Below are 24,790 nucleotides of genomic sequence, written 5' to 3' on the forward strand. Positions count from 1 at the left end.
AAGGGGGCCTTCTCAGAGCCGGGACTTTAGGGCTAAAAGGGCCGTGAACGCGGCCCTTTGGCGCGTTTTTTGCTGATTTCTTTCGAAAACAGCTCCTAAACGCCCCATTTCTTTGAGAAAGCCCATCATGACTCGTGTCGATGCCCATGGATTGAAGATCGCCCCTGTCCTGTTCGATTTCATCGCCAAGGAGGCGACGCCGAAAACCGGGATCGCCCCGGATGCGTTCTGGGCCGGACTTGCCGCCATCATCCAGAAGCTCGGACCGAAGAACCGCGAGTTGCTCGCGGTCCGCGACACGCTGCAGGCCAAGATCGACGACTGGCATCGCGCCAACAGGGGCAAGGCGTTCGACATCAACGCCTACACCGCGTTCCTCAAGGACATCGGCTACCTGCTGCCCGAGCCCGCGACCCACAAGGTCGAGACATCAAATGTCGATGAGGAAATCGGCAAGATCTGCGGCCCGCAGCTGGTGGTGCCGCTCACCAACGCCCGCTACGCGCTGAACGCCGCCAACGCGCGCTGGGGTTCGCTGTACGACGCGTTCTACGGCACCGACGCGATCCCGCACGATCCGAGCGAGGCTGGCCGTGGCTACAACAAGGCCCGCGGCGACAAGGTGATCGCGAAGGCGAAGGCGTTCCTCGATGCCGCCGTGCCGCTCGCGACCGGAAGCCACACCGACGTCACCTCCTACGCCGTGATCGCGGGCCAGCTCTCGGTCAAGCTGAAGAGCGGCAACTCGACCGCGCTGAAGAATGCCGCCCAGTTCGCCGGCTATCAGGGCGACGCCGCCCAGCCTTCCGCGATCCTGCTCGTCAACAACGGCATGCATGTCGAGGTCAAGATCGACCGCAACAACGTGATCGGCAAGGATGACCCGGCCGGCGTCGCCGACATGATCCTGGAATCGGCGGTCTCCACCATTCTCGACATGGAAGACTCGGTCGCTGCCGTCGACGCCGAGGACAAGGTGCTGGTCTATCGCAACACGCTCGGCCTGATGAACGGCACGCTGTCGGCCGATTTCGAGAAGGGCGGCAAGACGCTGACCCGCTCGCTCAATGCCGACCGCGTCTACAAGAGGCCCGACGGCAGCGAGCTGAAGCTGCACGGCCGCAGCCTGCTATTGATGCGCAATGTCGGCCACCACATGTTCACCGACGCCGTGCTCGGCGCCAAGGGTGAGGAAATCCCGGAAGGCATCCTGGATGCCGCGGTCGCCGGCCTGCTCGCGATCCACGACCTCAAGGGCAATTCCAAGGTCAAGAACAGCCGCACCGGCTCGGCCTATGTCGTCAAGCCGAAGATGCACGGCCCCGACGAGGTGACGCTGACCTGCGACCTGTTCGCCGAGGTCGAGAAGATGCTGGGCCTGCCGGAGAACACGCTGAAGGTCGGCATCATGGACGAGGAGCGCCGCACCACGGTCAACCTCAAGGCCTGCATCCAGCGCGCCTCCAAGCGCATCATGTTCATCAACACCGGCTTCCTCGACCGTACCGGCGACGAGATCCACACCTCGATGGAAGCGGGTCCGATGATCCGCAAGAACGACATGAAGGCGCAGCCGTGGATCAAGGCCTATGAGGACTGGAACGTCGACAACGGCCTGATCGACGGCCTGCCCGGCCATGCCCAGATCGGCAAGGGCATGTGGGCCGCGCCCGACAAGATGGCCGACATGCTGGCGCAGAAGATCGGCCACCCGCAGGCCGGCGCCACCACCGCCTGGGTGCCGTCGCCGACCGCGGCGACGCTGCACGCACTGCACTATCACCAGGTCAACGTGATCGCCCGGCAGCAGGAGCTCGCCAAGGGCGGGCCGCGCGCAAAGCTCTCCGACATCCTCACCATCCCGGTGTCGCAGTCGAACTGGGCGCCCGACGATGTGAAGCAGGAGATCGACAACAACTGCCAGGGCATCCTGGGCTACGTCGTGCGCTGGATCGACCAGGGCGTCGGCTGCTCCAAGGTGCCCGACATCCACGATGTCGGCCTGATGGAGGACCGCGCCACGCTGCGCATCTCGAGCCAGCACCTCGCGAACTGGCTGCATCAGGGCGTCATCAGCAGGGACCAGGTGATGGAGTCGCTGAAGCGCATGGCCGTCGTCGTCGACAAGCAGAACGCCGGCGATTCGCTCTACAAGCCGATGGCGCCCGCGTTCGATGGCGTGGCCTTCAAGGCCGCCTGCGACCTGATCTTCGAGGGCCGCACGCAGCCGAACGGCTACACCGAATACATCCTCACCGCGCGCCGCCGCGAGGCCAAGGCCGCGGGCTGATCTGCAAGCGATCGCAACGACAAGCAAAAGCCCCGGCGATAAGCCGGGGCTTTTTTGTTGGCGCCGCAAGTAACGCCGGGAAGAGCCGGACGCGATCACCTGCCGTCGCAAGGGCGCACTGCCAAATTATCGAAAACAACCCCATGCAAAGGTGCCGGCGGATACGGCGACTTGACTCGTCGGGCAAATCAGCTCTACATTTCCATTATCCCGAAATCGTGCAGACGCCCTCGCCGTGTCACCCCCCGCTCATGCATGCGCGGGTGACGACACCGAGAAGCTGTTTGACAACTTGAATCACGACCGCCGCCATTGTCGTCCTTGCCTAGTGCGCAATTGCGCACCAGGCAGGGACGACGATGAGATGGTTGCGCTTCGCTCCTCGCAATGACGGATCTAAAACACCGCCAAATACTTCAGCAGCGAGACGATGCCGATGATGATGACGACGGCGCGCGCGATCTGCTTGGCGCGGCCGTCGAGCGGCAGCATGTTGATGAGATAAAGAACGAGAATAACGACAAGGAAGGTGACGAGTACGCCGACGAGCATGCGGAGCCCCCTGATGGCATCGGTGAATGTGCTGTTCGCCCTTTGCTAACGTGCAGGAGGCAGGCCGGTTCCGCGCCAGGAACAAAGCGGCCGCCGCGGTGTGATCGACGCTACTCGCGCGCCACCACTGCCGGCCGGCCATATTTGGCGCGGATGCGATCCGGCGCCGGCGTGAAGTTGAGCTGCGCGCCGCGCCGGTCCGGACGGCTCACCGACATCAGCCCGTCCTTGCCGGCGACAATGTCGCCCTTGCGCAAGGTCGGATCGTCCTCGATTTTCACCGCGGCGAGGCCGACAGAGTCCTTGCCGTTGCAGGTGCAGCCCGAGACCAGCTCGTCGCGATAGCGGAACGCGTTCGGCAGCTCGGAATACGGCTTGCCGTCTTCCGTCGCAGCGTTGTCGATATTGCCGCCATAGACCACTTCGGTCGCGCTCGCCGGACAGAAGCTGTTGCAGCTTTCCGCCTTGCTCTGGTTGCCGGTCGCAGCAAGCGGGAAATAGCGGCCGTCGCAGGTCCGCACGCAATAGGCTTGGCCGACGTCATAGCGCGGACGGCGCTCGACCCGCGGCATCATAGGCGGGCCATCGTCGAACGGCATCCGAATCATCGGCGGGCGGCCCTGCATCAAGCCGCCGAACAGTTGCGAGAAGAAATCCTGGGCTTGCGCCGCAGGCGCAAGGGACAGGCCAAGCACTGCCGCGGTCCCGAACGCCCACCGCCTGGAGTATCGCGTCACCATCACCGGCCCTCAGTACAACATCGATCGTCAGTACAACGAGGAAGCCGGCGGGATGTTCATTGCTTGACGGCCGGACGGCAGCGTCGTCACCGCAGGCCGCGGTTGTGCCGGCCGGACCGAGATCTGCGTCGTGGTCGGGCCGATCTCGCGCGCGGCGAGGTGCGGCGCGTTCTTCGGCAGCACCACGACCCTGGTGCCGACATCGACCCGGCTGAACAGGTCGGAAACGTCTTCATTGGTCAGGCGGATGCAACCAGACGACACGAACTTGCCGATCGTCGAGGGATCGTTGGTGCCGTGGATGCGGTATTCGCTGGAGCCGAGATACATCGCGCGCGCACCGAGCGGGTTGCCCGGGCCGCCGGCCATGAAGCGCGGCAGATAGGGCTGGCGCCTGATCATCTCGGCCGGCGGATGCCAGTCCGGCCATTCGGCCTTGCGGCTGATCGTCTGTGTGCCGGCCCAGGTGAAGCCCTCGCGGCCGACGCCGACGCCGTAGCGGATCGCCCGGCCGCCGCCGAGCACGTAATAGAGCGCGGTGTTGCCGGTATCGATGATGATGGTGCCGGGCGCCTCAGTCGTATTGAGCGCGACGGTGGTCCGGCGCAGCCGCTCCGGCAGCGCGCCGTCCTCGCCGGCCCCACTCGAGGGGTCGTTCATCACCTCGTCGGCGGGAAATGCGCCCGGCTGCGACGGCGCATAGCCGAGCGCGGAAGAACGGACCTGGGCGCTGGCCGACGTGGCGACAACAAACGGCGTCGCAAACAGGACGCTGGCGAAGGCAAGGGTGCGCGCGGCGCGCGACGCAAGCCGGCGGCTGGAAACAGACTGCTGTGTCATGTGCTGCCCCTGGACGGGATGCGCATCGTGGTGATGCGATGCCGGGCCAACGCGCATGGCCGCGAGTCGGTTCCGCCGCGAATCGTCCCGAAGCTGCGACTGTCAACCCGTCACGTCTCACGAACGCGCGACGGAACTTTCCGAGGAGCGGCCCGTTGTCATCGCGCCATTCGACGCGCGGGGCGACCACGCGACGGGTTTGTTCGTCCTCACGCGGGAGGAGTTCGGTGCGCGCCTTTCCAAGTGAAGACCTGCTTGGCAAAGCGCCCGAAGGCACGCCAGTCCCCGACAGCAAGATCGAACTGCCGCCGGTTGTCAGCCGCGCCGAGGCCGTCGCTTTCGCATTGATGGCCCTGCTGGTTATCGTCATTGTCGCGGTGCTTTATTTCGCACGCGCCTTCTTCCTCCCGATCACCATGGCCTTCATCGTCGGCACCATGCTGTCGCCGGCGGCGAGCATGCTCGAACGCTATCGGATTCCGCGCGCGCTCGGCGCGGTCGTCATCGTGATCACGGTCGGCGCCGCCGTCAGCTTCATGGTCGGGCTGATTGCCTCGCCGGTGATGGAGTGGAGCTCGCGGCTGCCCGAGCTCGGCGCGATCCTGAAGGAGAAGCTGCACGTGTTCGACCGGCCGCTCGCGCTGTGGCAGGAATTGCAGACCATGGTCGGCGGCTCCGATACGCTGGCCACGCTCCAGCTGCCGAAATTCGAATGGGTGCAGCCGACGCTGGAATTCCTGTCGCCGACCTTCGCCGAATTCCTGCTGTTCATCGCGACCCTGATCCTGTTCATCGCAAGCTGGAAGGATCTGCGACGCGCACTGGTGATGGCATTCAGCGAACGCACGGCGCGGCTGCGTACGCTGCGCATCCTCAACGAGGTCGAGACCCATCTCGGCAATTATCTGCTGATGGTGACCATGATCAACGTCGGCGTCGGCATCGTCACCGGCGCGATCTGCGCGGCGACGGGCATGCCAAACCCGGCCGGGCTCGGTGCGCTCGCCGCGACGCTGAACTTCGTTCCGATCATCGGGCCGATCGCGATGTTCGTCGTGCTGGTCGCGGTCGGCATCATCGCCTCGCCGACCATCGGCGCCGGGCTGATCGCGCCGGCCTGCTTTACCGTCGTGACCTTCATGGAAGGACATTTCGTCACGCCGACGATCATCGGCCGCAGGCTGTCGCTGAACGCGCTGGCAGTCTTCCTGGCGCTGGCGTTCTGGACCTGGCTATGGGGCCCGATGGGCGCGTTCCTGTCGTCGCCGCTCCTGATCGTGGCGCTGATCGTCAAGGAGCATTTGATGCCGGTCAATTCGCCGCAGCTGCCGGAAGACTAGTGTCCCGAATCCGAAGTTCGCATCATTTGCGCACCTTCGGAGCGAACTTCGGATTCGATAAGGACACTAGCAAACTTATGATTCTAGTGTGCTTTATGAATGCGAATTCGTGAAAGTGGCTGCCGCGAAATCGCACGAACTTCGCATTCAGCACACTAGCAAGGCGTTCTCAAGCGAAGCCGGCACCGCTTGAAAGTTTCACGGCTGGAACCATGCACCGCGCGGCGCGTTTTTGTTCCAGCACGCAAGTTCTCCGGGAGCTTTTCGATGTCGAGCACGGACAGCGCATTTGGGATCAAGAACATGACGGACAAAGCGACCTACGAACGCCTTGAAAAGGATGTCACCGCCGTGAAGAACGATATCGCCGCCCTCACCGAACAGATCACCGACGCGCTGAACTCGTTTGCCAACAACGCGGGCAAGCAGGCCCGCCGCCGCTACAAGGATGCGCGCGCCAGTGCGGAAGATACACTCGACGACATGTCGGAGCGCGGCAGCGCGATGATGGGCGCGGCGCAGGATGCCGCATCCTCGATCGAGGAATCACTGGAAGATATGATCACGCAGCGGCCGCTGGCGACGGTCGGCCTTGCGCTCGGTCTCGGCTTCCTGATCGGCGTCACCTGGCGCCGCTAGGCAATCTGCGGTCTCCGGGGGATGAGCCCCATGGTGGCGATCCCGCGGAAACCACCCCTCTGGATGCGATGGCGGCGCTGGCGCGCCGCCGCCGCGTTTGTCGACGCGCTCTTCAGGGCAAGGCTCAAGGCAAGGTTCAGGGCAAGATTCAGGGCAGGGCTGGTCGATGCTTCAGCGGCTGATCAATGACGTCAAGGATTCCACCGGCAACGCGCTGCGGCTGACGTCGCTGGCCGCGGCCGCCGCGATCGCGCTGTTCATCACCATCGGCTTTCTGTGCGCGGCCGCCTTCGTCTACGTGCTGCAGCACTACGGACCGGTAGAAGCGTGCCTCGCCGGCGCCGCACTGTTCCTTGTCGTCACGCTGATCGTCGCCAGCGTCTACATCATGCGCAAGCGCGAGATGCGCCGCCGCGCCGAGAAGGCGGCAAAGGCCGCCGCGGCCAATGTGTTTGCCGATCCGGTGGTGGTCGCCACCGGCCTGCAGATCGTGCGGGCCATCGGGGCGAAGCGGCTGATCCCGATCCTGGCGATCGGCGGCCTCGCGCTTGGCCTGATGGCAAGCCGCAGCGCCGCCAGCAGCGGCGAGGCGGACGAGGAGGAATAGCCTGCATTGCCCGGTAGGGTGCAAACCGCAACCAACGATGTCATCGCCCGGCTTGACGCCGTCGATATTAGACGACTGTGCGCCCTGCTCAGGTCACGCAGCGGCCGGGTTGCAGCAGCTTAGCCACTTCGGTCAGCACGCTGACCACGGGCTCGCAGGCTACCTTGCGGGTATCGCCGGGCCGTGCCCGAGCCGGCACTGCGGGGCGATGGCGCGCCTCTTCCTTGGCCACGGGGACGCGGACCAGCACCGACGTATCGGGAAGTCGCTCGACCTTCAGCGCAACGGTCCGGCTCGGCAGGCCGGTGACTGGAACCGTGGCACGGTCGGTCTTGGCGGCGCGATTGACGGCGCTCTCCGGCGCCAGTGCGGTGGTGACCTGCTGGCGGCCGATGAGATCGTGGCCAGATGCCAGCTGGACGGCGCCAAGCGTCAGCCCAGCCGCCAGCGCAGCGAAAATTCCCATCTGAATCTTTGACATGGTGATGTCCCTCGCCCCATGGAAATTCGCTCGACGATCCCTTGGCGATCCCGGACACAACGCGAACGAAACCCGCGGGGTTCTCGCGTCCGGCCATCACTTAACCGTGTACGAAAATATTTTCGCTTGTGCGGAACGACTCAGGGGGTCTGCGAGTCTTTGGAAGAGCCGGTTATTCCCCCTGCCCCATTGACCGGCGACGTAGGGCGCGACCGTGGTGATGCCGGTCGCGCCCTGCTCTTTTTCTGGTGTGCCGCGAACGATGCGTCAGCCGGCCTGTCGCTCACCGGTCGCAATCGAAAAATCTGAAACCAAAGGCCCGGTCCTCCCACTCGCGAGAGGACCGTCCGCGTCAGGCATTGTCGTTCGATGGCATGTCCTAGGATCGAACAACCGTCACTTCATGGCATGACGGGCAACGACCGACGTGAAACTTGATTCCGGTTGTCTGGTCGTCGACGAGCATCAATTCGCTCAAGGGCTCACCGCATTTGCAGGTGACCGTTTTCTGATCGGCAAAGTACATCTGACGTCCTCCATAAGCCTGGAGATTTCTCGTCTTCGGGGCGAGCTTGTTTGCGCCGTGCTCGCCCCCTCGCTTCCGCTCCTTCTCGGTCGATCAGATCCGGGCCATCCGGATTGGTGGGTGTGACTCCAAGCGCTTATTTCGAAGCGGATTTCGCCTTCCGTGACTCCGCGGCTTCGCGCGCCTGCCGCTCGGCCTTGAGGCGCTGGAAGTTGTCGTAGAACGCCTTCTCGTTGGCGCGATGCTCCTTCATCGCCTGCGATGCATCTTGCTGACGCTGCGCATCACGGTCCTTGCGCTGCTGGGGAGTAAGATTCATGCGACCTCCGACTAAGCTCTTGAATCAACGCCGGATTCAACGCACGAGGCCGGAAAAGGTTGCACCTTGGGAAGGAACTGGATCTATTTGCGCAGGCTCGCCCAGACGCCGCCGAGGATCAAAAGACCGCCGACCAGATGGATCAGCTTCGGCGGCTCGCCGAGGATGATCCAGGACAGCAGCGCGCTCGCGATCGGTGCGACGTAGAGCACCAGCGAGCTCCGCACCGAGCCGAATCTGGCGCCGAGCCAGGCGAAGCCCGCATAGGCGATCAGGCCGGGCACGAGGCCGGCGAAGACATAGGCCTCGAACGCCCGGGTGTTGAACACCTCCGCCGGGGTGGCCCACATCTCCTGGAGCGCCGGCGGCAGCGAGCACAGCGCGCCGGCCGCCGAGAACAGGCTGACCCGCGCCAGCAGCGAGGCGCGCGGCGCGACGCGCGACTGCAGCAGCGTGTAGCCGGACCAGCCGAGCATCGCGCACACCACCAGGAGATCGCCCCAGGCCGCGCTCGATTGCGTCAGCGTTTCCAGATGACCGCCCGAGACGATCAAGAGCGCACCGCCGAGCGCCAGCGCCGTACCGAGCCATTGCAGCGGACCGATATGCTCGATGCCGAGCGCCGCCGAGATCAGCAGCACCATGATCGGCGACAGCGCGAAGATCAGCGCGATGTGGATCGCCGTGGTCGTGATGCCGGCGATGTAGACCGGGCCGCCGCACAGGAACATGCCGAGGAAGCCGGCGGCGAGGATCGGCCAGAGGTTCTGCGCCAGCGGGATCTTGCCGTCGCGGATCGCTGCGATCGCAAACGGCGCGAGGCCGATGGCGATGATGCTCCAGCGGAAGAAGGCGAGTGAGAACGGCGGCACCGAGCCGGCAAGCCCGCGCGCCAGAACCTGGTTGGAGGCTTGCCCGACCGCGACCAGGATGAAGCCGGTCAGCGCGACCGCGTCCTCCCAGCCTTTGGCGGGGCGGCTGACCTGCGCTTTCGGCAGCTCCGCATCCATGACACCGCCCCCTCAGCCGGCGCGATAAGCTCGCACGTCCGCTACTGCTCGGCCGCTTCGCGCTCCATGTCGCGGCCGGCGAGATCCTCGCCCTGCATGTTGGCGTATTCGCGCGCCATCTCGCGCATCAGGAATTTGGCGGGGACGTCGTGATAGCTGCCGTGGTCGTTGACATACTGCATGTAGGCGCGCCCTTCGCCGTCGAAGGGATGCAGCAGCGCGTCGGCGTGGCCGTCGAAATCGAGCGGCTTGACGCCGAGCTTGGCGCACAGCGTGTCGTTGAAGGTCGGGGTCGCCTTGCGCAAAGCGCCATCGACGAACACTTCGGTGAAGCCGTGCCAGGTGAACAGGTCCGAACCCATGCTCTGGCGCAGCTTCTCGGTGGTGAGATGGTTGCGCACATCGGCAAAGCCGATACGCGCCGGGATGCCGTGGACCCGGCAGGCCGCGGCATAGAGCGCCGCCTTGCCGACGCAGTAGCCGTTGCCGGCGGCGAGCACGCTGGAGGCCCGGTAGCTCTCGGGCGAGCGCATGCTGACATAGGGATTGTAGCGGATGCCGTCGCGCACCGCGGTGTAGAGCCGGCGCGCCTTGTCGCGCGCGCTGGCGTCAGACGTAACGGCGGCGCGGGCGAACGCCTCGACGGCGGGATGGTCGCTGTCGACATATTCGCCAGGGTCGGTGTAGAGGCGGCTGATCGTATCGGGGAGATGCTCGGTCATGGCGCAAGCTTAGCAAGCCATGTGGGCAGTTCAATGCAGCACGTGCAGCCCCTCCCGCAGCGCTGCCCGGCCGGAGCCCCGCTCCGATTGAATCGAAACGGGGGCCTGGATTTCAGTTTTGACACGCGTTTTCTTCACGCGAACCGGTGCCCACGTCGCTCGAAAACGCGCTAGGACCAATCCACATTCAGGATTCCCATAGCTGAATGATGCTGAATCAATGCGTTCCGGACGTTTTGATTCGGAGCGTGCTGATGGGTGTGAAGCGCTATGAGCTAAGTGATGCGCAATGGGCTCGGATTGCGCCTCTGCTGCCAGGCAAGGTGGGCGATCCCGGCCGCAGCGGTGTCGACAATCGCCTGTTCGTGAACGGGGTTTTGTGGGTTCTGCGGTCCGGCGCCTACTGGCAGCACCTGCCGGAGCGCTACGGCAAGTGGAAGAGCGTACACGCGCGTTTCACCCGCTGGGCCAAGGCTGGCGTTTGGGAGAAGGTGTTTGCCGAGCTGATCAAGGATCGCGACAACAAATACCTGATGCTCGACACCACTCTGGTTCGTGTCCACCAGCAGGCTGCGAGCGGAAAAGGGGGGCCAAAACTCAGGAACTGGGGCGTTCCCGAGGTGGTTTGACCACCAAGATCCACATGCTCTGCGACAGCCTCGGTCGGCCGCTGCGCTTCATGCTCACCGCCGGACAACGACACGACAACCTCACCGCAAAAGCCCTGCTCGAAGGCTTCAAGGCCGAGGCCGTGTTGGCCGATAAGGCCTACGACAACAATGATCTACGCACGACCATCGCGGACATGAACGCCGAAGCGGTAATCCCCTCAACCCGCTCTCGTAAGATCCCCATCCCGCATGACGAGACGATCTACAAGCTACGCAACCGCATCGAGCGTTGCTTCAACAAGCTCAAACACTTCCGCCGCTTTGCCACGCGATATGACCGACGAGCAGACTACTTCCTCGCATTCGTCCACCTCGCCGCAATCTGCATTTGGCTCCGCTGAATGTGGATTCGTCCTAGTTCTTGAAGTGTTCGTCCAACTGCGGCGGCGGGTAGCTGCGCCGCCTCGCCTTGAAATATTCACGTGCGAAATGGATGCCGATCCCGATCAGAAACGGCGGCGCAAGCGCGGCGGCGATCATCAGCGCGGTGATCGACTTCGGCGTCAGAATGTCCAGCACCATCGACGCCAGCAGCCACAGCGTGGCAGCAATCACCGCGACGTCGACGTGCTTCATTCCCCGGTCTTTCCCTTGGTTCCTGGCTTCCATCCGGGTTCCATCCTACCGGCTGGTCCGGGACGCGCCAAGGATTCCGGGCGGCAGACGGTACCTCCGGCCCTTCACTTTTTTGGAACGGCGCTTGCGCCGGCCACGTTGGTGCAGAAGTCCTGGATCCAGGATCAAATCTTGATCCGGATCAGCCGAGCACGGAGGCCGCGATGGGCAACTCCAGTGACATCCACAGCGGCGTCGACCATCCCGCCAGCCGGAACGGCGTCAACGATCCCGTCGACGGCGTCGATGTGAAGCGAACCTTCAACGACAACCAGACGCCGCACGAACGTGCGCAATGGGCCGCCGATGTGCGTGCCGACGCCTCGCCTCGGCGGGGCGAACCGTTCCTGCCCGAAGCGCTGCGACGGCCGCCAACCGCACCGCTCAATCCACGCATCGGCCGCCGCGCGACTGATTAGCGCCTAGCGAGACTGGTATATCCATTCGTCAATTTCGCCCATCCTGAGGTGCGAGCCTTGCGGCGCAATTGCGCCGCTGGGCGAGCCTCGAAGGATGTACGGCCACTAGCCTGGCCGTGCATCCTTCGAGATGCGCGTTCCGCGCTCCTCAGGATGACGGAAAAGCGACCGCTTAGCTGACCATCAAGTCGTGAACGCCCGCACCAGCAGCAGGCCGCCGAACAGCGCGAGAATCGAAAGCGCAACGGAGGCTGCCATGTAGGCGCCGGCCGGCCATAGCTCGCCGCGCTGCATCAGCACGATCGCGTCGAGCGAGAAGGTCGAGAAGGTGGTGAAGCCGCCGCAAATGCCGACGGTGAGAAACACCCGCATCGCCTGGCTGGCATTCCAGCTCAGCGCGAACGCCTCCGCGAAGACGCCGATCAGGAATGAACCCACGATGTTGATCACCAGCGTGCCCCAGGGAAAGTCCGTGCCGACCAGGCGCCCCGCGCCGATCGCCACCAGATAGCGCGCGACCGATCCCAGCGAACCGCCGATCGCGACCGCCGCCAACAACTGAACGTTCAATGCTCCACCTTTCCGGCTCGCCATTCGACGAAGCCCGCCACCAACCCAAGCACGAAGGTCGCCGCGACCAGCTCGCCCGGCGCGCCGACCAGCAGGGCGACGACACCGACGAGCCAGATCGACCCGACCAGCGACAATGCGATTGAGAGTGAACCAGGAAGACCCGTCATGCGCTGTCCCTTCTCATTCGCGGGACACGGCGGGTCGGCGGTGGCGCATGCTCCTACCGACGCTGTCGCGCCCGGTAGGAGTCATCAGCCTTGCGGCGGTTATCGGGGGACTCCATCCCCATCAACATGGGAATGGTAGGCGGGTGGAGCGGCGGGAGCAAGTGGGCCGTTCCGCCGTTTCGCTTCTCGGCTCAGCCGGCCGTCGACAGCATCGCGTTCAATTCGACGGCTGTCCGCAGTTGCTCGATGCGCGCGACGATCTGCTCGCGTTCGGCACCGCGCGGCAATTGCGCGAGCCGGCTTTCAAGTCGCACGCGGTGTTCCTCGAGGCGCTGCTCGAATGTGTGGGGTTCAGATCGCTTCCGCTTTTGAATCGTCCTCTGCATTATCGACCTTTGGCGGTTGAAGACCGGGGCTGTTGGCCCAGCGGTCCAGTTGCTCGATGACTTTCGCGTGGCTCGGACGCCGCGGTTTCGGGGCTTCCGGCTCCTCGGACAGCTTGCGGGGAAGCTTGACGTGGTTGGTCATGGCATCTCTCCAGCAGCATAACGAGATGGGTGGTCGGACCGTTCCTTTATTTTTTATCTAAGCTATTGATTTCATTTGGTAAATTTACTCAATCAACGTTTTTGTCTCAATCGATGGAACCCCATGCGAGTTTGGCGGTTTAGCGAATTACTCAACAAGCTAAGTCTGGGTGCTTTGCGATGAATGAGCTTCGCGCTGAACGGCTTCAGGTCATGCTGTCGCCGGAGGAGTTGGCAGCCCTCGACGATTTCCGCTTCAAGCACCGCATGCCGACCCGCGCTGCGGCGGTCCGCGAGCTGCTCAAGCTCGGTCTGGCCGGCGGTGGCACCGATGGGGCGGCAGGAGTGAAATCGAGCGATTACGGGGTGTTTGACCGGGGACCGGATGGGCACACCCAGAGCGATGCGCCGCAAGAGGCGCAAGAGGATTGACGACGCGTTGGCGCAGACGTGGCGGTTCAGCCTGCGGCGAACAGGTCGACAATCGCCTTCAGGCTGCACACCACGAAGGCCGACGTGAACATCGCCGTGCCGAGATCTGCGAGATAAAGCAGTTGCGCCCTCTGCTCCGCATCAAGCCGCGCGATCGCCTTGCGCATGGCCAAGCTCCCTTTTCGGGAGAACGCGATGCGCCGATGTCCGTTCCCTGCCTCGCATCAGGCCCGCTGCAGCGCCAGCGTCACGCCGCCGAGCGTCAGCGCCATGGCGCCGATCTCGCGCAGGCCCAGCGGCTCACCGAGAATGATCGCGGCCGACACCACGCCGATGACCGGCACCAGCAGCATGCCCGTTGACGCCGATGTCGGCGGCAGGCGGCGCAGCGTCTCGAACCAGGTGAGATAGCAGATGCCCATCGGCATCAGCGTCATGTAGGCAAAGCAGCCGAGGCCGAGCGGCGTGATCGCTGTATAGTTCGGATGCTCGAAGAGGATGCCGAGCAGGAGCATCACGAGACAGCCGATGCCGACCTGCCAGGCGACCACCGCGAGCGGCGGCATCGGCAGCGGCTTGCGATTCAGCACGTTGCCGAGCGCGAACAGGATGGCGCAGGCGAGCGCCAGCGCGATACCGGTGAGCTTGTCGGCGCTGAACGCAACGCCATTGCCGCCGAGCAGGAGCGCAACGCCGGCGACGCCGAGCACCAGCGCCGCAAGATCCCGCAGCGTCGGGCGGCTTTGCAGCACCGGCCAGGCGAACAGCATCGCCCAGATCGGCATGGTGTAGGCGAGCAGCGCCCCCTCGCCGACCGTGACGAATTTCATCGCGATGGTGCCAAAGCCCATCCAGGCGAAGACGTTGGTGAAGGAGGCAAACAGCAGCCGCGGGATCGCCTCGCGCGGCACGGCGAGCGATTGTCCGCGGGCCAGCGCCAGCGTGCCCAGGATCACCGCCGCGCAGGTGCCGGCAAGCCCGCGGGCGAACAGCGGCGGCCATTGCTGCAGCAACAGCTTCATCAGCGGCCAGTTCAGGGCCCAGCCGAAGGCCGTCACCACCAGGCAGAGAAAGCCCACCGTTCGATCGCGCTGCGTCGTATCCATGGGCGGCGCTTAGCAGGCGAACGCCCGGGATTCCACATCGCTTCGCGTATGAGGGGGACGTGGCCTATGCAGGGACGCGCGGCACGTGCGGACACCGCTCCGTCAGGCGAAGGTGCCGATCGTGATCCGCGGCCAGCCGTCGTTTTTCCGAGCGGCGGCAAGCCTGGCCGTCCAGGCATCGATCAGGCTTGCGATGAGCAGGCGGCCGGTGCCGCGCATGTCGGGCAGTTTCATGGTCGGCGTGCCGAGCGCGAGCGCGACCACGCCGTGGGTCGCCGCCAGCAGCGCGGTTGCGAGCCGCTGCGGCAGGCCAGGCGCCGGCTCGGCGCCATGTGCCGCCAGAAATTCCCGCACCGAGATCACGAACATTTCGTAGCTGCGGCGCGCAATCTCGGTCTCGCCGAAATAGACGCCGTCGGGAAAACGGCGGTCCTCGATCGTACCGGACATCGAGAACAGTGAGCGGAAGTGATCGGGATTGTCGGCCCAGTAATCGAGATAGGTTTCCATCACGCGCCGCAGCCGCAGATCGCTGTCGGCCGTCTCCGCGCGGACCCGCTCGAGGCGTTCGGCGACCGCCTCGAGATTCTGCTGCTTCACCGCGAGCAGCAGCAACAGCTTGGTCGGGTAATATTTGAGGACGGTGCCCTTGGAGTAGCCGATCGCGTCGGCGATCTTCTGGATCGATACGGTCTCCAGCGTGCCGGCGGCGAACTCCTTGCGCGCGGTCTTAAGGATCAGCGCCTTCAGCGCCTCCTTGTCGGCCTCCTGGCGCGCCCTGCGCTGAAAGCGCCGTGCGCCTTTGGCTCGCTCCACGATCGACATCCCCATCTGCCTCGCGCCTCCATGCCGCGCACCCGCCCCAATGGCAACCCCGCCCTTGCACTCGAGTTAATTGACTATGGTCAATTAACTAATGACAAGACGGGAGGACCCGATGAGCAGCCAAGCGAGCTCCCTTGCAGGCGAAATGGCCCGCAGCGATTTCGATCCGTTCAGCGCGTCGACGCGTGCCGATCCCTACGGCACCTATGCGGAGCTGCGTGCCGCGGCGCCGGTCATCCGCCTGACCAGATATGACATCTGGGCGGTGCCGCGTTTTGCCGAGGTCAAGACGATCTTCGGAGACCATGTCAATTTCAGCAACGCCGGCGGCGCGGGACTTGCGAACCACTTCAAGGAAAAGCCGTGGCGACCGCCGAGCATCGTGCTGGAAGCCGATCCGCCGCTGCACACGCGAACCCGCGCGGTGCTGGCGCGGATCCTCTCACCCGGCGCGATGCGGCGGCTTGCAGATGATTTCAAGTCAACGGCGACGCGGCTGATCGACGGGCTGGTCGAGCGCGGATCGTTTGACGCCATCAAGGACATCGCGGAGGTGTTTCCGGTCAGCGTGTTTCCCGACGCGCTCGGCATCGACCAGGAGGGCCGCGAGAACTTCCTGACCTATGGCGCGATGGTGTTCGCCGGCTTCGGGCCCGAGAACGACTATTTTCGCGATTTGATGCAGCAGGCGCCCCGCGTGCTGCCCTGGGTCGCGGCGCGCTGCCAGCGCGAGGCGCTGCGCCCGGGCAGCTTTGGCGCGCAGGTCTATGAGGCGGCCGACGCCGGCGAGATCAGCGCGGAGGAAGCTCCGCTGCTGGTGCGTTCGCTGCTCTCGGCCGGGCTCGACACCACGATCAGCGCGATCGGCATGGCGCTGTACACGCTTGCGCGCCATCCCGAGCAATGGTCGCTGCTTGCAGCCGATCCGTCGTTGTCGCGCGCGGCATTCGACGAGACGCTGCGCTTCGATTCACCGGCGCCGTTCGTGTTCCGCACCACGCCGCATGACACCGAGATCGCCGGCGTCAGGATCGGCAAGCACGAGAAGGTGCTGCTGCTGCTCGCCTCCGCCAACCGCGACGAGACGCGCTGGGAGCATGCCGACCAATTCGACGTCAGACGGCGGCTCTCCGGACACATGGGCTTCGGCGTCGGCATCCACGGCTGCGTCGGGCAGATGGTGGCGCGGCTGGAAGCCGAGGCCGTGATCACAGCGCTCGCCAGCCGCGTCAAACGGCTCGAGATTGCAGGCCCCACAGCTTTCCGCGACAGCTCGGGCCTGCGGGCGCTCAGCACAGTGCCGGTCCGCGTAACGCCGAAGTAACGTCGCTATCGAAGGCTTGAAAAAAACCGGCGTACCTTTCGGCACGCCGGTCTGGATTTTGCTCGCTTGCGAAAGTTCAGATCATGCCGATGCCGCGCGCGGCGTGCGGTTGCGCGAGTTGCGCTGGAAGAACAGCGCCTGGCTCGCCACCGCCGACACCATCGCCGGCTGGAACGGCTTTGAGATCAGGAATGCCGGCTCCGGCCGCTCGCCGGTCAGGAAGCGCTCGGGATAGGCGGTGATGAACACCACCGGCACCTCGAAGGTCCGCAGCAACTCGTTCACGGCATCGAGGCCCGACGAGCCGTCGGCGAGCTGGATGTCGGCGAGGATCAGGCCGGGCTTCTTGTTCTTGGCAAGCGCCACCGCATCGGAATGCGTGCGGGCAACGCCGATGACGTTGTGGCCGAGATTCTTCACCAGGCTCTCGAGGTCCATGGCGATGAAGGTCTCGTCCTCAATGATCAGGACGTCGGTGGCGATCTCGGCGGCCATCTCGCGGCCGGCGGCATCGGTGAGCTTGCGCGTCTCGGCGATATCGGTGCCGAGAATGTAGCCGACCTCCTCCTCCGAGAAGCCCTCGAGCGACAGCAGCAGGAAGGCCTGGCGCGGCAGCGGCGTGATGTTGGACAGCCGCCGCTCCGGCGGCAGCGACAGCGTCGCCACGTCGGCATTGTCGTTGTTGTTCACCGAGACCGAATTCCAGATCTGGGTGAACAGCCGAAACAGGCCGGCGCGCGGGCCGTGGGTCTGATCCAGCAATGATCCGTCCTGCAACAGGGCCTCGAGCATGGCCCCGACATAGGCGTCCCCCGACGCCTGATTTCCGGTCAGTGCGCGAGCGTAACGGCGCAACAGCGGAAGGTGTTCGGCAACGATCTGCGATCGGGACATTCCCACTCCATCCTTGTTCGTGAGGCCTGGCGGCCTGAAACCCGTTGTCTGGGGGCGGCAGAATCCAGTTCTGGGACGACCCCGGTTCCCCTGCATGGCCGACTACGCGCGAAAGCCGAAAAAGTTCCACGAAATAGTTCCAGCATTCCGGAACTTTCTGCGCAACTTTGCATTAGCTCCTAACCGACGAGGCAACGCGGCCAGCCTCTTTTTTCGAGGAAACGACTTGGAAATCAGAGACTTAACTCCCGGGGAAGCGTGGATCACATCATGAAGGAAGTAAAGAAGCAGGGCGGTCTCAACGCCGAGATTCAATCGAGAATCGGCCACCAGCTTCGCGCCATGTACGATGACGTGGTGCGACAGGGCGTACCCGACCGCTTTGCGGAGCTGATCCGCAAACTCGACGGGCCGGAGGCTGCGGCGGCGGCCGTCGCCGGGGGCGATACCGACAAGAACAATGGAGGGGACTAATGCCTCTCACGAATGAACTTCGCGACGATATCCTTGCGTCGGTCCCGAGCCTGCGCGCGTTCGCGATCTCGCTGTCCGGTAATGGTGACCGCGCCGACGATCTGGTGCAGGAGACCCTGCTGCGCGCGATTGCCAACATCGACTCGTTCCAGCCCGGCTCGAACCTCCCCGCGTGGCTGTTCACCATCCTGCGCAACCTGTTTCGCTCCGACTACCGGAAGCGGCGGCGCGAGGTCGAGGATGCCGAGGGCAATTATGCCAAGACGCTGAAGAGCCAGCCCTCGCAGGCGGCGCATCTGGAGTTCGAGGAATTCCGCGCCGCGCTCGAAAAGCTGCCGCAGGACCAGCGCGAGGCGCTGATTTTGGTCGGCGCGTCCGGCTTCTCCTACGAGGATGCCGCGGCAATCTGCGGCTGCGCGGTCGGCACCATCAAGAGCCGCGTCAACCGCGCGCGTTCGAAGCTCTCCGCGCTGCTCTATGTCGACAGCGCCGAGGATTTCGGCCCCGACAACACCGTGCGCGCCGTGATCGGCGGCAATGGCGGCTAAGCGCGACCACGGCGATAAATAGGAAAAGGCGGCCCGCGGGCCGCCTTTTTTTATGTTGGCCTGCAAGGCCCGGTGACGCTCAGCGCGCCGTCAGCTGGCCATCGCCTTCTTGACGGACGCCGGCTTGAAGCCGTTTCTCAATTCGAGGATCTTGGCTGCGATTTCGGTCACCGGGACCGGGTGACTGAACAGGAAGCCCTGCGCCTCGTTGCAGCCTTCGGCCCGCATATGATCCAGCTGCTCGACGGTCTCGATGCCCTCCGCGATCGTGGTCATGCCCAGGCTTCTGCCGAGGCTGATGACGGCGCGGACGATCGACTTCGATCCATGCGTCGCGGTCGCATCGCGCACGAAGGATTTGTCGATCTTGAGCTTGTCGAACGGGAAGCTGCGCAGATAGCTCAGCGACGAATAGCCGGTGCCGAAATCATCCAGCGCGATGCGCACTCCCTGCGCCTTCAGCTTGTGCAGCGTTGCAAGCGTCTCGTTGCTGTTCGCGAGGAACACGGACTCGGTGATTTCGAGCTCCAGCCGGCGCGGCGACAATTTTGACGTCGCGAGGGCGCCGACGACGACGTCGGTGAAGTCGGCATCGCGAAACTGGACCGCGGATACGTTGACCGCGAGCTTCATCTCGCTGGGCCAGGTCGTCGCCTGTTCGCAGGCGCGATTGAGCACCCATTCTCCCAGCGGGCCGATCAGGCCGATCTCTTCCGCGATCGGGATGAACTGGTCCGGCGGCACCAGCCCGCGCTTGGGGTGATGCCAGCGCAGCAGCGCCTCGAAGCCGCAGATGCGGTCGAGATGGAGATCGTAGAGCGGCTGGTAGAACAACGAGAACTCGTCCTTGACCATCGCCTCGCGAAGGTCGAGCTCGATCGCCCGACGCCGCTGCAGGCTGGCGTCCATCGCAGGCTCGAAGAAGCGCCAGGTGCCGCGGCCTTCCATCTTGGCGCGGTACAAGGCGACGTCGGCGTTCTTCAGCAGCTTCTCGCCGGTGGTGCCGTCGCCCGGCGACATCGAGATGCCGACGCTGCATCCGACGACGACGCGATGCCCGTTCAGCTCGTACGGCGCACCCACGCATTCCACGATGCGGCGCGCGAGGCGTTCGGCCTCGTCGCCGCCCTGGACGCCACACTGGATGACCGCGAACTCGTCGCCGCCCAAACGCGCGACGGTGTCGACCTCGCGGACGCAGGCGTTGAGCCGGTCCGCGACCGCGCACAGCAGTTCGTCGCCGACCGGATGCCCGAGCGTGTCGTTGACCTGCTTGAAATTATCGAGATCGAGGCAGAACACCGCGAAGCCGAGCCCGCGGCCGACCTGCGCAACCGCCAGCTCGATCCGCTCGGCCAACAACGTCCGGTTCGGCAGCTTGGTCAGGGCATCGTGCCGGGCCATGAACGCGATCTGCGATTCCGCCCGTTGCTGTTCGGTGACGTCCTCGCAGGTGACGAGCCAGCCGCCATCGGATGTCGGCCGTTGCGCGATCGCAATGATCCGTCCATCGCTGAGATGCTGCAGATAATTGCCGTCGTGCAGGGCCATCGAGCGCTCGCGCTCCGCCAGCAGGTCGGTGACGGTCCGCTCGCCGTGATTGCCCGCGGCGATGCTCAGGTCGAGCACCTCCTCCATGGTCATTCCGGGAACGACAAGCTCCGGCGATATATCGAAGATCTCGCAGAACCGGCGGTTGGCGACTTGCAGCCGCGCCTCGCTGTTATAGAGGCACAATCCTTGCGACATGTGCGTGAGCGCCGCGTCGAGCCGCAGATTGGTTTCATGCAGCTCGGCCTTCTGCTGCTTCAGCGCGGAGATGTCGCTGTAGACGAGGACGACGCCGCCCTCCTGCGTCTCGCTGCGGCTGACGCGCAGCCAGCGTCCATCCGCAAGCTGCGCCTCGCTCGCAAAGCCATCGATGTCACCGTCGGCAGGCGCCAGCCTGGCGGCATCGAGCGGATTCGACTGCAGGAGCTGCGGCGAGAGACGGATGAATTCACTCGCGCGCGAGTTGGCCAGCGCGACCTGGCCATCCGCGTCGAGCAGCACGACGCCCTCACGCGACGTTTCGAGCGCATCGGAAAGCCGTGCCTGGGCCGAGCGGCGTTGCGATACTTCTTGATTGACCATCCGCCGGATGTTGTCGCGCATCGTTTCCATGGCGGTCAGAAGCGTGCCAAGCTCGTCGGTCCCGCCCTTGGGGATGGTCGCGTCGAGGTCGCCGCCGGCGATGCTTCGCGCGGCCCGCGATGCGATCGCGACCGGCCCGATAATGCGGCGCGCCAGCAGCCACGAAAACAGCGCCGACAGAAACAGCGCGACGGTCAGCCCGGCCACGTTGAGCTGCAGGTCCCGCTTGATCGTCGAGAGCGCCTTTTGCCTGAACAGGAAGCCATCGCCGGCCGTATAATTGACCAGCAGCTCGACCTGCTGACTGACAATCTTGGAGTAGCGATCGACATCGCCGACCGTCGCACCCGGTGCGCGCGGATCGGCCGCCGCGCTGCCCTCCGTGGACGATCCGATCGCGCGCCGGTGCAGCGCCATCCAGGCGTCGGCGGCTTCCTGAACCTTAGCGGCGGCTTGCGCAGCGCGCGAGGATTGCGACCGATCGGCAGCAATCGCCAGGTCTTCCGAGAGCGTCTTCGCGAGCTTTTCAATCTGGCCATCGAGATTGGCGCGAATCTCCGGATCCGTGGTCAGCAGGCGTTGCGACGAGGCGACCCGCATCGCGGCGAAATCCGCACCGGCCGCGCGTGCATAGTTGATCGACATAAGGGATTCGTCGAACGTCTTGGCCACCAGATCGCCGGCATGGCGGATGCCGAGGATGGAGTACCCGCCGAGGGCGACCGCAACGGCGCTCATCGCAAGGCAAAAAATCAGAATCTGGCTGCGGATCGAACCCTTGGTCAGGGCAAGACGCGAAAGGCGGACGGTTGCGAACCGAAAGGCCGCGCCGCTCTTTACCTTGAGGTTGCCAAATAGGCTGTCCATGCCCGCGTTTCGCCGTAGTGCTCGATACTCAAGCTACGCAGAAACGCGCAGCACTGCGGAAAATAACTGTCTGCTCAAAATTGCTTTAGTAGTGACTGGAACTCATGCTGAAATCGTTAAGATCAGCTGGCGATAATCACCCTTACAGGTGATCCGGGAGCCACATTTGCAGCCCGGGATAGCCCGATATTTGGTGTTCGAGGTTCAGCGGGGGTCTCATGCAGTCAGGCTTGTTGCGCGCCTTGCGCCTGGGCCAGTTCGGCCGCCTGCCGTTTGCGGCGGCGATCGTCACTGGAGCGCTTATTGGAGCAGCTTTGGGCGCAGCCCCTTATGTCATTTCGCAGAAGGATCGTGAATTCAAACCCGCGCAGATCTCGATCAAGCGGGGTGAGGTTTTACGGTTCGTTAACGATGACGGCGAACTGCTGCATCACGCTTATTTGAGCACTGATACGTTCAGCTTCGACTCGGGTGACCAGCAGCCGGGCAGCAAGTTCGACGTCACCTTCTCGGTGCCCGGCGACTACACCGTGCTGTGCGGCATTCACCCGAAGATGAAGCTCGCCGTCCACGTCGCCAAATAGCCGCCCCAGGCGGCGGCGATCTACAGGACCGACGTCTTGAAGATCGCAGCGTGGCCGAAATAATAGACAAACAAGGTCACCGACAGCGCGGCACAGAGCGCGACCGGGGCGAGCCACGGCGCACGACGGTCGCGCGACAACACCTTGTTGTCGGCGACAATCGCTAGCAGGACAGCGATGATTGCCGAGTGTCCGATCGTGTCGATCTTGCCGAATTCGAAGCACGCGCTGATGAACATCCCCGTCAGCACGGTTGCGGCGCAGCGCCGGATCAGCGGCGTCCAGATCAAGGCAAAGGCAAGCGTGAATTCCACCATGCCGGCGGCGCGCATGTAGAACTCGTTGTCGAAGCCCAGCGTCATCGCGGAATGCTCGATCAGCAGCGGGAAGCTCCACTCCGGATAGGCCCATTTTTCGACCGAGGCCCACATCAACGTCACCGCGGCGGCGTAGCGCATCACGTCGATCGGCCGGATTCCGAACAAATCCTTGTTCAGCCCAACCAGCGCAAAATAGGCGGCAACACCGAGAAAGATCGGGTAATCGGCGAGGTGAAAGACACCGTAGTCGCGCACACCGATCCCGAACAGGACCACCATCCCCGCCGCCGACAGCGGCAGCGTGCGTCGTGACAGCATCCCGGCAGCGATCGCAAGCTGCAGCGCGCCGACATACGGCGACGTCGTCTTCAACTCGGGCGTCAGCAGGATGCCGCCCACGGCCCAGATCGAGATGAAGAAGAACCCGCACACGGCGCGCATCATCAATTCGGTGCGCAGCCGCAGTCCCTCGGTGACACGGTCCATGACCCGGATCGTGGCGTCACCCAGCGAGGTGGGCTCGATCAGGCAACCCGCAAACAGCCAGAAGATGGCGACGCCGAGCAGCAGCTCGAAATCCAGGCAAAGGACATTCTCGAGTCCGCGGGGCTGACCGGCGACATCGTAGGCACAAAACCATTTGACATGTGCCTCGGCACTGCGCGCGGCGACGACACAAAACAGAACCGCTGCAAGGCACGTGGCGAAAAAGGAGCGCACCGCCGAGACGGTATCTCGCGCCCATCCACTAAACATTGAACCAACCGCCCACACACTTAAGGACTTGTTTAACTTATATCAAATTTTAAGCTTTGCGCCTGCCGGGACACCCCGTGGTTGCATTGTGGTTAATCGTGGCGGGCGAGCCCCCGGCCTGTCCCTTAGTGCAGTCTTTACAGCCGGTTCCCTCAAATTTTAGCTAATTCCGGCACGGGAGCTCAATTCAACTGTCGTAGTGAAATCCGGACAAATCGGATCGGGAGGCCGGTACAGTGTTCGGAGCGTTGAGCGTCGTAAGTATCGGGGTTGGGTCGGCCCTCGCCTATTTGACAAGATCGTCCGCTGTGCGCGCAGCGACCCTCGAGACCTGCGCGGGCGCATTCGTGATCGTGGGGCTCGGCCTCCTGGGCGCGGCGCTGCCGCACCTGTCCTGAAACGAACCTCGTTCTGAACCGCGTTGAGCCGAGGTCAGCGCGGCAGTTTGGGGACGCCTGCCACCGGCGGGGCCGTCGCGGTCAGGGTTTGCAGGAAGGCGATAAGGTCGTTCTTCTCGTCTGCCGTCAGGGACAGCGGCTTGATGTCGGGCGATCGGCTCGGCCGATCGATCCCACCCTTGTTGTAAAGCTCGATGACATCTTCCAGCGTTGCCACCGATCCGTCGTGCATATAGGGCGCGCGGCGCGCGACGTCGCGCAATGTCGGCGTCTTGAACGCATATTTCAGCTTCGCCGAGGTCGGAAAGAAACGGCCGCGCCCGATGTCATGGCCCTTGGCGGTGCCGATATCCTGGAAGGATCCGTCGGAAAACGACGGGCCGCTGTGGCAAGCCGAGCAACGTGCCTTGCCGTTGAAAAGCTCAAAGCCGTGCTGGGCTGATTTGCTGATGGCGGTGTCGTCGCCCTTGATCCAACGGTCGAACGGAGCCTCGCCTGCGACGATGGAGCGCTCGAAGGTCGCCAATGACGCCTCGATCCTCGGCCGCGTGATCGCGCCGTCTCCGAATGCGTGGGCGAAGGCATCGACATAGCCGGGGATCGCCGAAAGTCGCGCAATCAATTCCGGCTCGGTCATGTTCAGGTTCGCCGGACTTAGGATCGGCCCGAACGCAACGGATTCCAGATCCCTGAACTTGCCGTCCCATCCCAGCGGCTCGAAGAAGGCCACATCGATCAACGTCGGCGAGCGGATCGGCAGGCCCTTGGGATCCTCACCGATGGCGCGCGAAAGGCCGTCGGCCCATGAAAGGGATGGCCTGTGGCAACTCGCGCAGGAGTGTGTCTTTGACCTCGACAGCAGCGGATCGAAGAACAGCAGTTGCCCAAGCGCGGATTTCGCCTCCGAATAGGGATTGCTGCTCGGGAACGGAACGACGTCCGGCCTCCGATAGCTGGCACGGATTGTCGCAGGGTCGCCGGGCGGCGCTGCCGGAGTCAAGGCAAGCGACAGCCCTACCGGCAAAACTGCCGCGAGCAAGGTCAGGCTGACCCAAAGCCTCATCGGGGTCCTCAGACGGTATCCTGCTCGG

The 24,790-nt window shown here is 64.2% G+C and carries 31 protein-coding genes and 1 riboswitch; of the genes, 12 read left to right on the forward strand and 19 right to left on the reverse strand.

Annotated elements, in window-relative coordinates; translation table 11 throughout:
* The first annotated feature begins 127 nt into the window (after nt 1-127).
* Nucleotides 128-2,290, forward strand: a complete 2,163-nt coding sequence (locus J2R78_RS12490) for a malate synthase G (protein ID WP_253604671.1) — start codon at nt 128-130, stop codon at nt 2,288-2,290.
* A gap of 396 nt (nt 2,291-2,686) precedes the next feature.
* On the opposite strand, the gene J2R78_RS12495 is transcribed toward J2R78_RS12490, so the two are convergent.
* The 3 genes from J2R78_RS12495 to J2R78_RS12505 all read right to left on the reverse strand — a co-directional run bounded on the left by J2R78_RS12495 (nt 2,687) and on the right by J2R78_RS12505 (nt 4,422).
* Nucleotides 2,687-2,842 (reverse strand): Thivi_2564 family membrane protein, encoded by a 156-nt coding sequence (locus J2R78_RS12495; protein WP_016842974.1) that lies wholly within the window; start codon nt 2,840-2,842, stop codon nt 2,687-2,689.
* 110 nt (nt 2,843-2,952) lie between these two features.
* A complete protein-coding gene (locus J2R78_RS12500; RefSeq protein ID WP_225645131.1) occupies nt 2,953-3,582 on the reverse strand; it encodes a DUF2865 domain-containing protein in 630 nt (209 codons plus the stop codon).
* Between the two features lie 27 nt (nt 3,583-3,609).
* Nucleotides 3,610-4,422 carry a L,D-transpeptidase gene (locus tag J2R78_RS12505; RefSeq protein WP_253604673.1) on the reverse strand — a complete coding sequence of 271 codons (813 nt, stop codon included), beginning with the start codon at nt 4,420-4,422 and terminating at the stop codon, nt 3,610-3,612.
* A 227-nt stretch (nt 4,423-4,649) separates the two neighbouring features.
* On the opposite strand from J2R78_RS12505, the gene J2R78_RS12510 reads away from it, so the two are divergent.
* From J2R78_RS12510 to J2R78_RS12520, 3 genes are all read left to right on the forward strand, one after another.
* On the forward strand, nt 4,650-5,762 hold the full coding sequence (locus tag J2R78_RS12510) for an AI-2E family transporter (protein ID WP_253604675.1): 1,113 nt from the start codon (nt 4,650-4,652) through the stop codon (nt 5,760-5,762).
* A 267-nt stretch (nt 5,763-6,029) separates the two neighbouring features.
* Nucleotides 6,030-6,401: a YqjD family protein gene (locus J2R78_RS12515; RefSeq protein ID WP_016842979.1), complete on the forward strand. Its 372-nt coding sequence runs from the start codon at nt 6,030-6,032 to the stop codon at nt 6,399-6,401.
* 166 nt (nt 6,402-6,567) lie between these two features.
* Nucleotides 6,568-7,008: a hypothetical protein gene (locus J2R78_RS12520; RefSeq protein WP_253604677.1), complete on the forward strand. Its 441-nt coding sequence runs from the start codon at nt 6,568-6,570 to the stop codon at nt 7,006-7,008.
* 88 nt (nt 7,009-7,096) lie between these two features.
* Here the strand turns inward: J2R78_RS12520 and J2R78_RS12525 are convergent, their stop codons facing one another.
* A complete protein-coding gene (locus tag J2R78_RS12525; protein ID WP_092086566.1) occupies nt 7,097-7,489 on the reverse strand; it encodes a hypothetical protein in 393 nt (130 codons plus the stop codon).
* A gap of 427 nt (nt 7,490-7,916) precedes the next feature.
* Between J2R78_RS12525 and J2R78_RS12530 the strand changes: the two genes are divergently transcribed.
* Nucleotides 7,917-8,141: a hypothetical protein gene (locus J2R78_RS12530; protein WP_253604679.1), complete on the forward strand. Its 225-nt coding sequence runs from the start codon at nt 7,917-7,919 to the stop codon at nt 8,139-8,141.
* Between the two features lie 10 nt (nt 8,142-8,151).
* On the opposite strand, the gene J2R78_RS12535 is transcribed toward J2R78_RS12530, so the two are convergent.
* From J2R78_RS12535 to J2R78_RS12545, 3 genes are all read right to left on the reverse strand, one after another.
* Complete coding sequence (locus tag J2R78_RS12535; RefSeq protein WP_028334711.1) at nt 8,152-8,334, reverse strand: hypothetical protein; 183 nt, start codon at nt 8,332-8,334, stop codon at nt 8,152-8,154.
* 83 nt (nt 8,335-8,417) lie between these two features.
* A complete protein-coding gene (locus tag J2R78_RS12540) occupies nt 8,418-9,344 on the reverse strand; it encodes a DMT family transporter (RefSeq protein WP_253604681.1) in 927 nt (308 codons plus the stop codon).
* A 41-nt stretch (nt 9,345-9,385) separates the two neighbouring features.
* The gene (locus J2R78_RS12545; RefSeq protein ID WP_253604683.1) at nt 9,386-10,066 is read right to left on the reverse strand and encodes a transglutaminase family protein; all 681 of its coding nucleotides are present in this window, start codon (nt 10,064-10,066) and stop codon (nt 9,386-9,388) included.
* 254 nt (nt 10,067-10,320) lie between these two features.
* Here J2R78_RS12545 and J2R78_RS12550 point away from each other — a divergent pair.
* A protein-coding gene (locus J2R78_RS12550) for an IS5 family transposase (RefSeq protein ID WP_256558577.1) occupies nt 10,321-11,078 on the forward strand; the annotation gives its coding sequence in 2 pieces (ribosomal slippage) (nt 10,321-10,657 and nt 10,657-11,078; 759 coding nt in all).
* Between the two features lie 13 nt (nt 11,079-11,091).
* Here J2R78_RS12550 and J2R78_RS12555 read toward each other — a convergent pair.
* Complete coding sequence (locus tag J2R78_RS12555; RefSeq protein WP_092086575.1) at nt 11,092-11,313, reverse strand: hypothetical protein; 222 nt, start codon at nt 11,311-11,313, stop codon at nt 11,092-11,094.
* Nucleotides 11,314-11,516: 203 nt separating this feature from the next.
* On the opposite strand from J2R78_RS12555, the gene J2R78_RS12560 reads away from it, so the two are divergent.
* On the forward strand, nt 11,517-11,771 hold the full coding sequence (locus tag J2R78_RS12560) for a hypothetical protein (protein WP_253604686.1): 255 nt from the start codon (nt 11,517-11,519) through the stop codon (nt 11,769-11,771).
* 183 nt (nt 11,772-11,954) lie between these two features.
* Here J2R78_RS12560 and crcB read toward each other — a convergent pair whose 3' ends face one another.
* From crcB to J2R78_RS12575, 4 genes are all read right to left on the reverse strand, one after another.
* Entirely contained in the window at nt 11,955-12,341 is a 387-nt protein-coding gene (crcB, locus tag J2R78_RS12565; RefSeq protein WP_253604687.1) for a fluoride efflux transporter CrcB, read from the reverse strand.
* Complete coding sequence (locus tag J2R78_RS12570) at nt 12,338-12,511, reverse strand: hypothetical protein (RefSeq protein ID WP_225161321.1); 174 nt, start codon at nt 12,509-12,511, stop codon at nt 12,338-12,340. The genes crcB and J2R78_RS12570 overlap by 4 nt, the downstream gene beginning before the upstream one ends.
* A 68-nt stretch (nt 12,512-12,579) precedes the next feature.
* Nucleotides 12,580-12,640, reverse strand: a riboswitch (Fluoride riboswitch).
* Nucleotides 12,641-12,702: 62 nt separating this feature from the next.
* Nucleotides 12,703-12,825, reverse strand: a complete 123-nt coding sequence (locus J2R78_RS44750; protein WP_256521238.1) for a hypothetical protein — start codon at nt 12,823-12,825, stop codon at nt 12,703-12,705.
* A gap of 37 nt (nt 12,826-12,862) precedes the next feature.
* Complete coding sequence (locus tag J2R78_RS12575) at nt 12,863-13,039, reverse strand: hypothetical protein (protein WP_194295308.1); 177 nt, start codon at nt 13,037-13,039, stop codon at nt 12,863-12,865.
* Between the two features lie 179 nt (nt 13,040-13,218).
* On the opposite strand from J2R78_RS12575, the gene J2R78_RS12580 reads away from it, so the two are divergent.
* On the forward strand, nt 13,219-13,470 hold the full coding sequence (locus tag J2R78_RS12580) for a hypothetical protein (protein ID WP_253604688.1): 252 nt from the start codon (nt 13,219-13,221) through the stop codon (nt 13,468-13,470).
* A 26-nt stretch (nt 13,471-13,496) separates the two neighbouring features.
* Here the strand turns inward: J2R78_RS12580 and J2R78_RS12585 are convergent, their stop codons facing one another.
* The 3 genes from J2R78_RS12585 to J2R78_RS12595 all read right to left on the reverse strand — a co-directional run bounded on the left by J2R78_RS12585 (nt 13,497) and on the right by J2R78_RS12595 (nt 15,401).
* Nucleotides 13,497-13,637: a hypothetical protein gene (locus J2R78_RS12585; protein ID WP_253604689.1), complete on the reverse strand. Its 141-nt coding sequence runs from the start codon at nt 13,635-13,637 to the stop codon at nt 13,497-13,499.
* Between the two features lie 57 nt (nt 13,638-13,694).
* A complete protein-coding gene (locus J2R78_RS12590) occupies nt 13,695-14,576 on the reverse strand; it encodes a DMT family transporter (RefSeq protein WP_253604690.1) in 882 nt (293 codons plus the stop codon).
* A 102-nt stretch (nt 14,577-14,678) separates the two neighbouring features.
* Entirely contained in the window at nt 14,679-15,401 is a 723-nt protein-coding gene (locus J2R78_RS12595; protein ID WP_253609809.1) for a TetR/AcrR family transcriptional regulator, read from the reverse strand.
* 112 nt (nt 15,402-15,513) lie between these two features.
* Between J2R78_RS12595 and J2R78_RS12600 the strand changes: the two genes are divergently transcribed.
* Nucleotides 15,514-16,725, forward strand: coding sequence for a cytochrome P450 (locus J2R78_RS12600; RefSeq protein ID WP_253604691.1), 1,212 nt, complete (start codon nt 15,514-15,516; stop codon nt 16,723-16,725).
* A gap of 81 nt (nt 16,726-16,806) precedes the next feature.
* Here J2R78_RS12600 and J2R78_RS12605 read toward each other — a convergent pair whose 3' ends face one another.
* Nucleotides 16,807-17,619, reverse strand: a complete 813-nt coding sequence (locus J2R78_RS12605) for a response regulator (protein WP_016847263.1) — start codon at nt 17,617-17,619, stop codon at nt 16,807-16,809.
* A 270-nt stretch (nt 17,620-17,889) separates the two neighbouring features.
* Here J2R78_RS12605 and J2R78_RS12610 point away from each other — a divergent pair, with 270 nt between their 5' ends.
* Together J2R78_RS12610 and J2R78_RS12615 are read left to right on the forward strand one after the other, a co-directional pair.
* Entirely contained in the window at nt 17,890-18,093 is a 204-nt protein-coding gene (locus J2R78_RS12610; RefSeq protein WP_018269610.1) for a NepR family anti-sigma factor, read from the forward strand.
* Nucleotides 18,093-18,641, forward strand: coding sequence for a sigma-70 family RNA polymerase sigma factor (locus J2R78_RS12615; protein WP_016847265.1), 549 nt, complete (start codon nt 18,093-18,095; stop codon nt 18,639-18,641). Before J2R78_RS12610 ends, J2R78_RS12615 begins: the two co-directional genes overlap by 1 nt.
* Nucleotides 18,642-18,731: 90 nt before the next feature.
* Here J2R78_RS12615 and J2R78_RS12620 read toward each other — a convergent pair whose 3' ends face one another.
* Entirely contained in the window at nt 18,732-21,641 is a 2,910-nt protein-coding gene (locus J2R78_RS12620) for an EAL domain-containing protein (RefSeq protein ID WP_253604693.1), read from the reverse strand.
* Between the two features lie 218 nt (nt 21,642-21,859).
* Here J2R78_RS12620 and J2R78_RS12625 point away from each other — a divergent pair, with 218 nt between their 5' ends.
* Complete coding sequence (locus J2R78_RS12625) at nt 21,860-22,225, forward strand: methylamine utilization protein (RefSeq protein ID WP_076824951.1); 366 nt, start codon at nt 21,860-21,862, stop codon at nt 22,223-22,225.
* A 20-nt stretch (nt 22,226-22,245) separates the two neighbouring features.
* On the opposite strand, the gene J2R78_RS12630 is transcribed toward J2R78_RS12625, so the two are convergent.
* Nucleotides 22,246-23,229, reverse strand: coding sequence for a hypothetical protein (locus J2R78_RS12630; protein ID WP_057016179.1), 984 nt, complete (start codon nt 23,227-23,229; stop codon nt 22,246-22,248).
* A 504-nt stretch (nt 23,230-23,733) separates the two neighbouring features.
* Nucleotides 23,734-24,762: a cytochrome-c peroxidase gene (locus J2R78_RS12635; protein WP_253604695.1), complete on the reverse strand. Its 1,029-nt coding sequence runs from the start codon at nt 24,760-24,762 to the stop codon at nt 23,734-23,736.
* Nucleotides 24,763-24,790: the final 28 nt, after the last annotated feature.

The organism is Bradyrhizobium sp. USDA 4538, assembly GCF_024171045.1.
Taxonomy (GTDB): Bacteria; Pseudomonadota; Alphaproteobacteria; order Rhizobiales; family Xanthobacteraceae; genus Bradyrhizobium; species Bradyrhizobium australafricanum.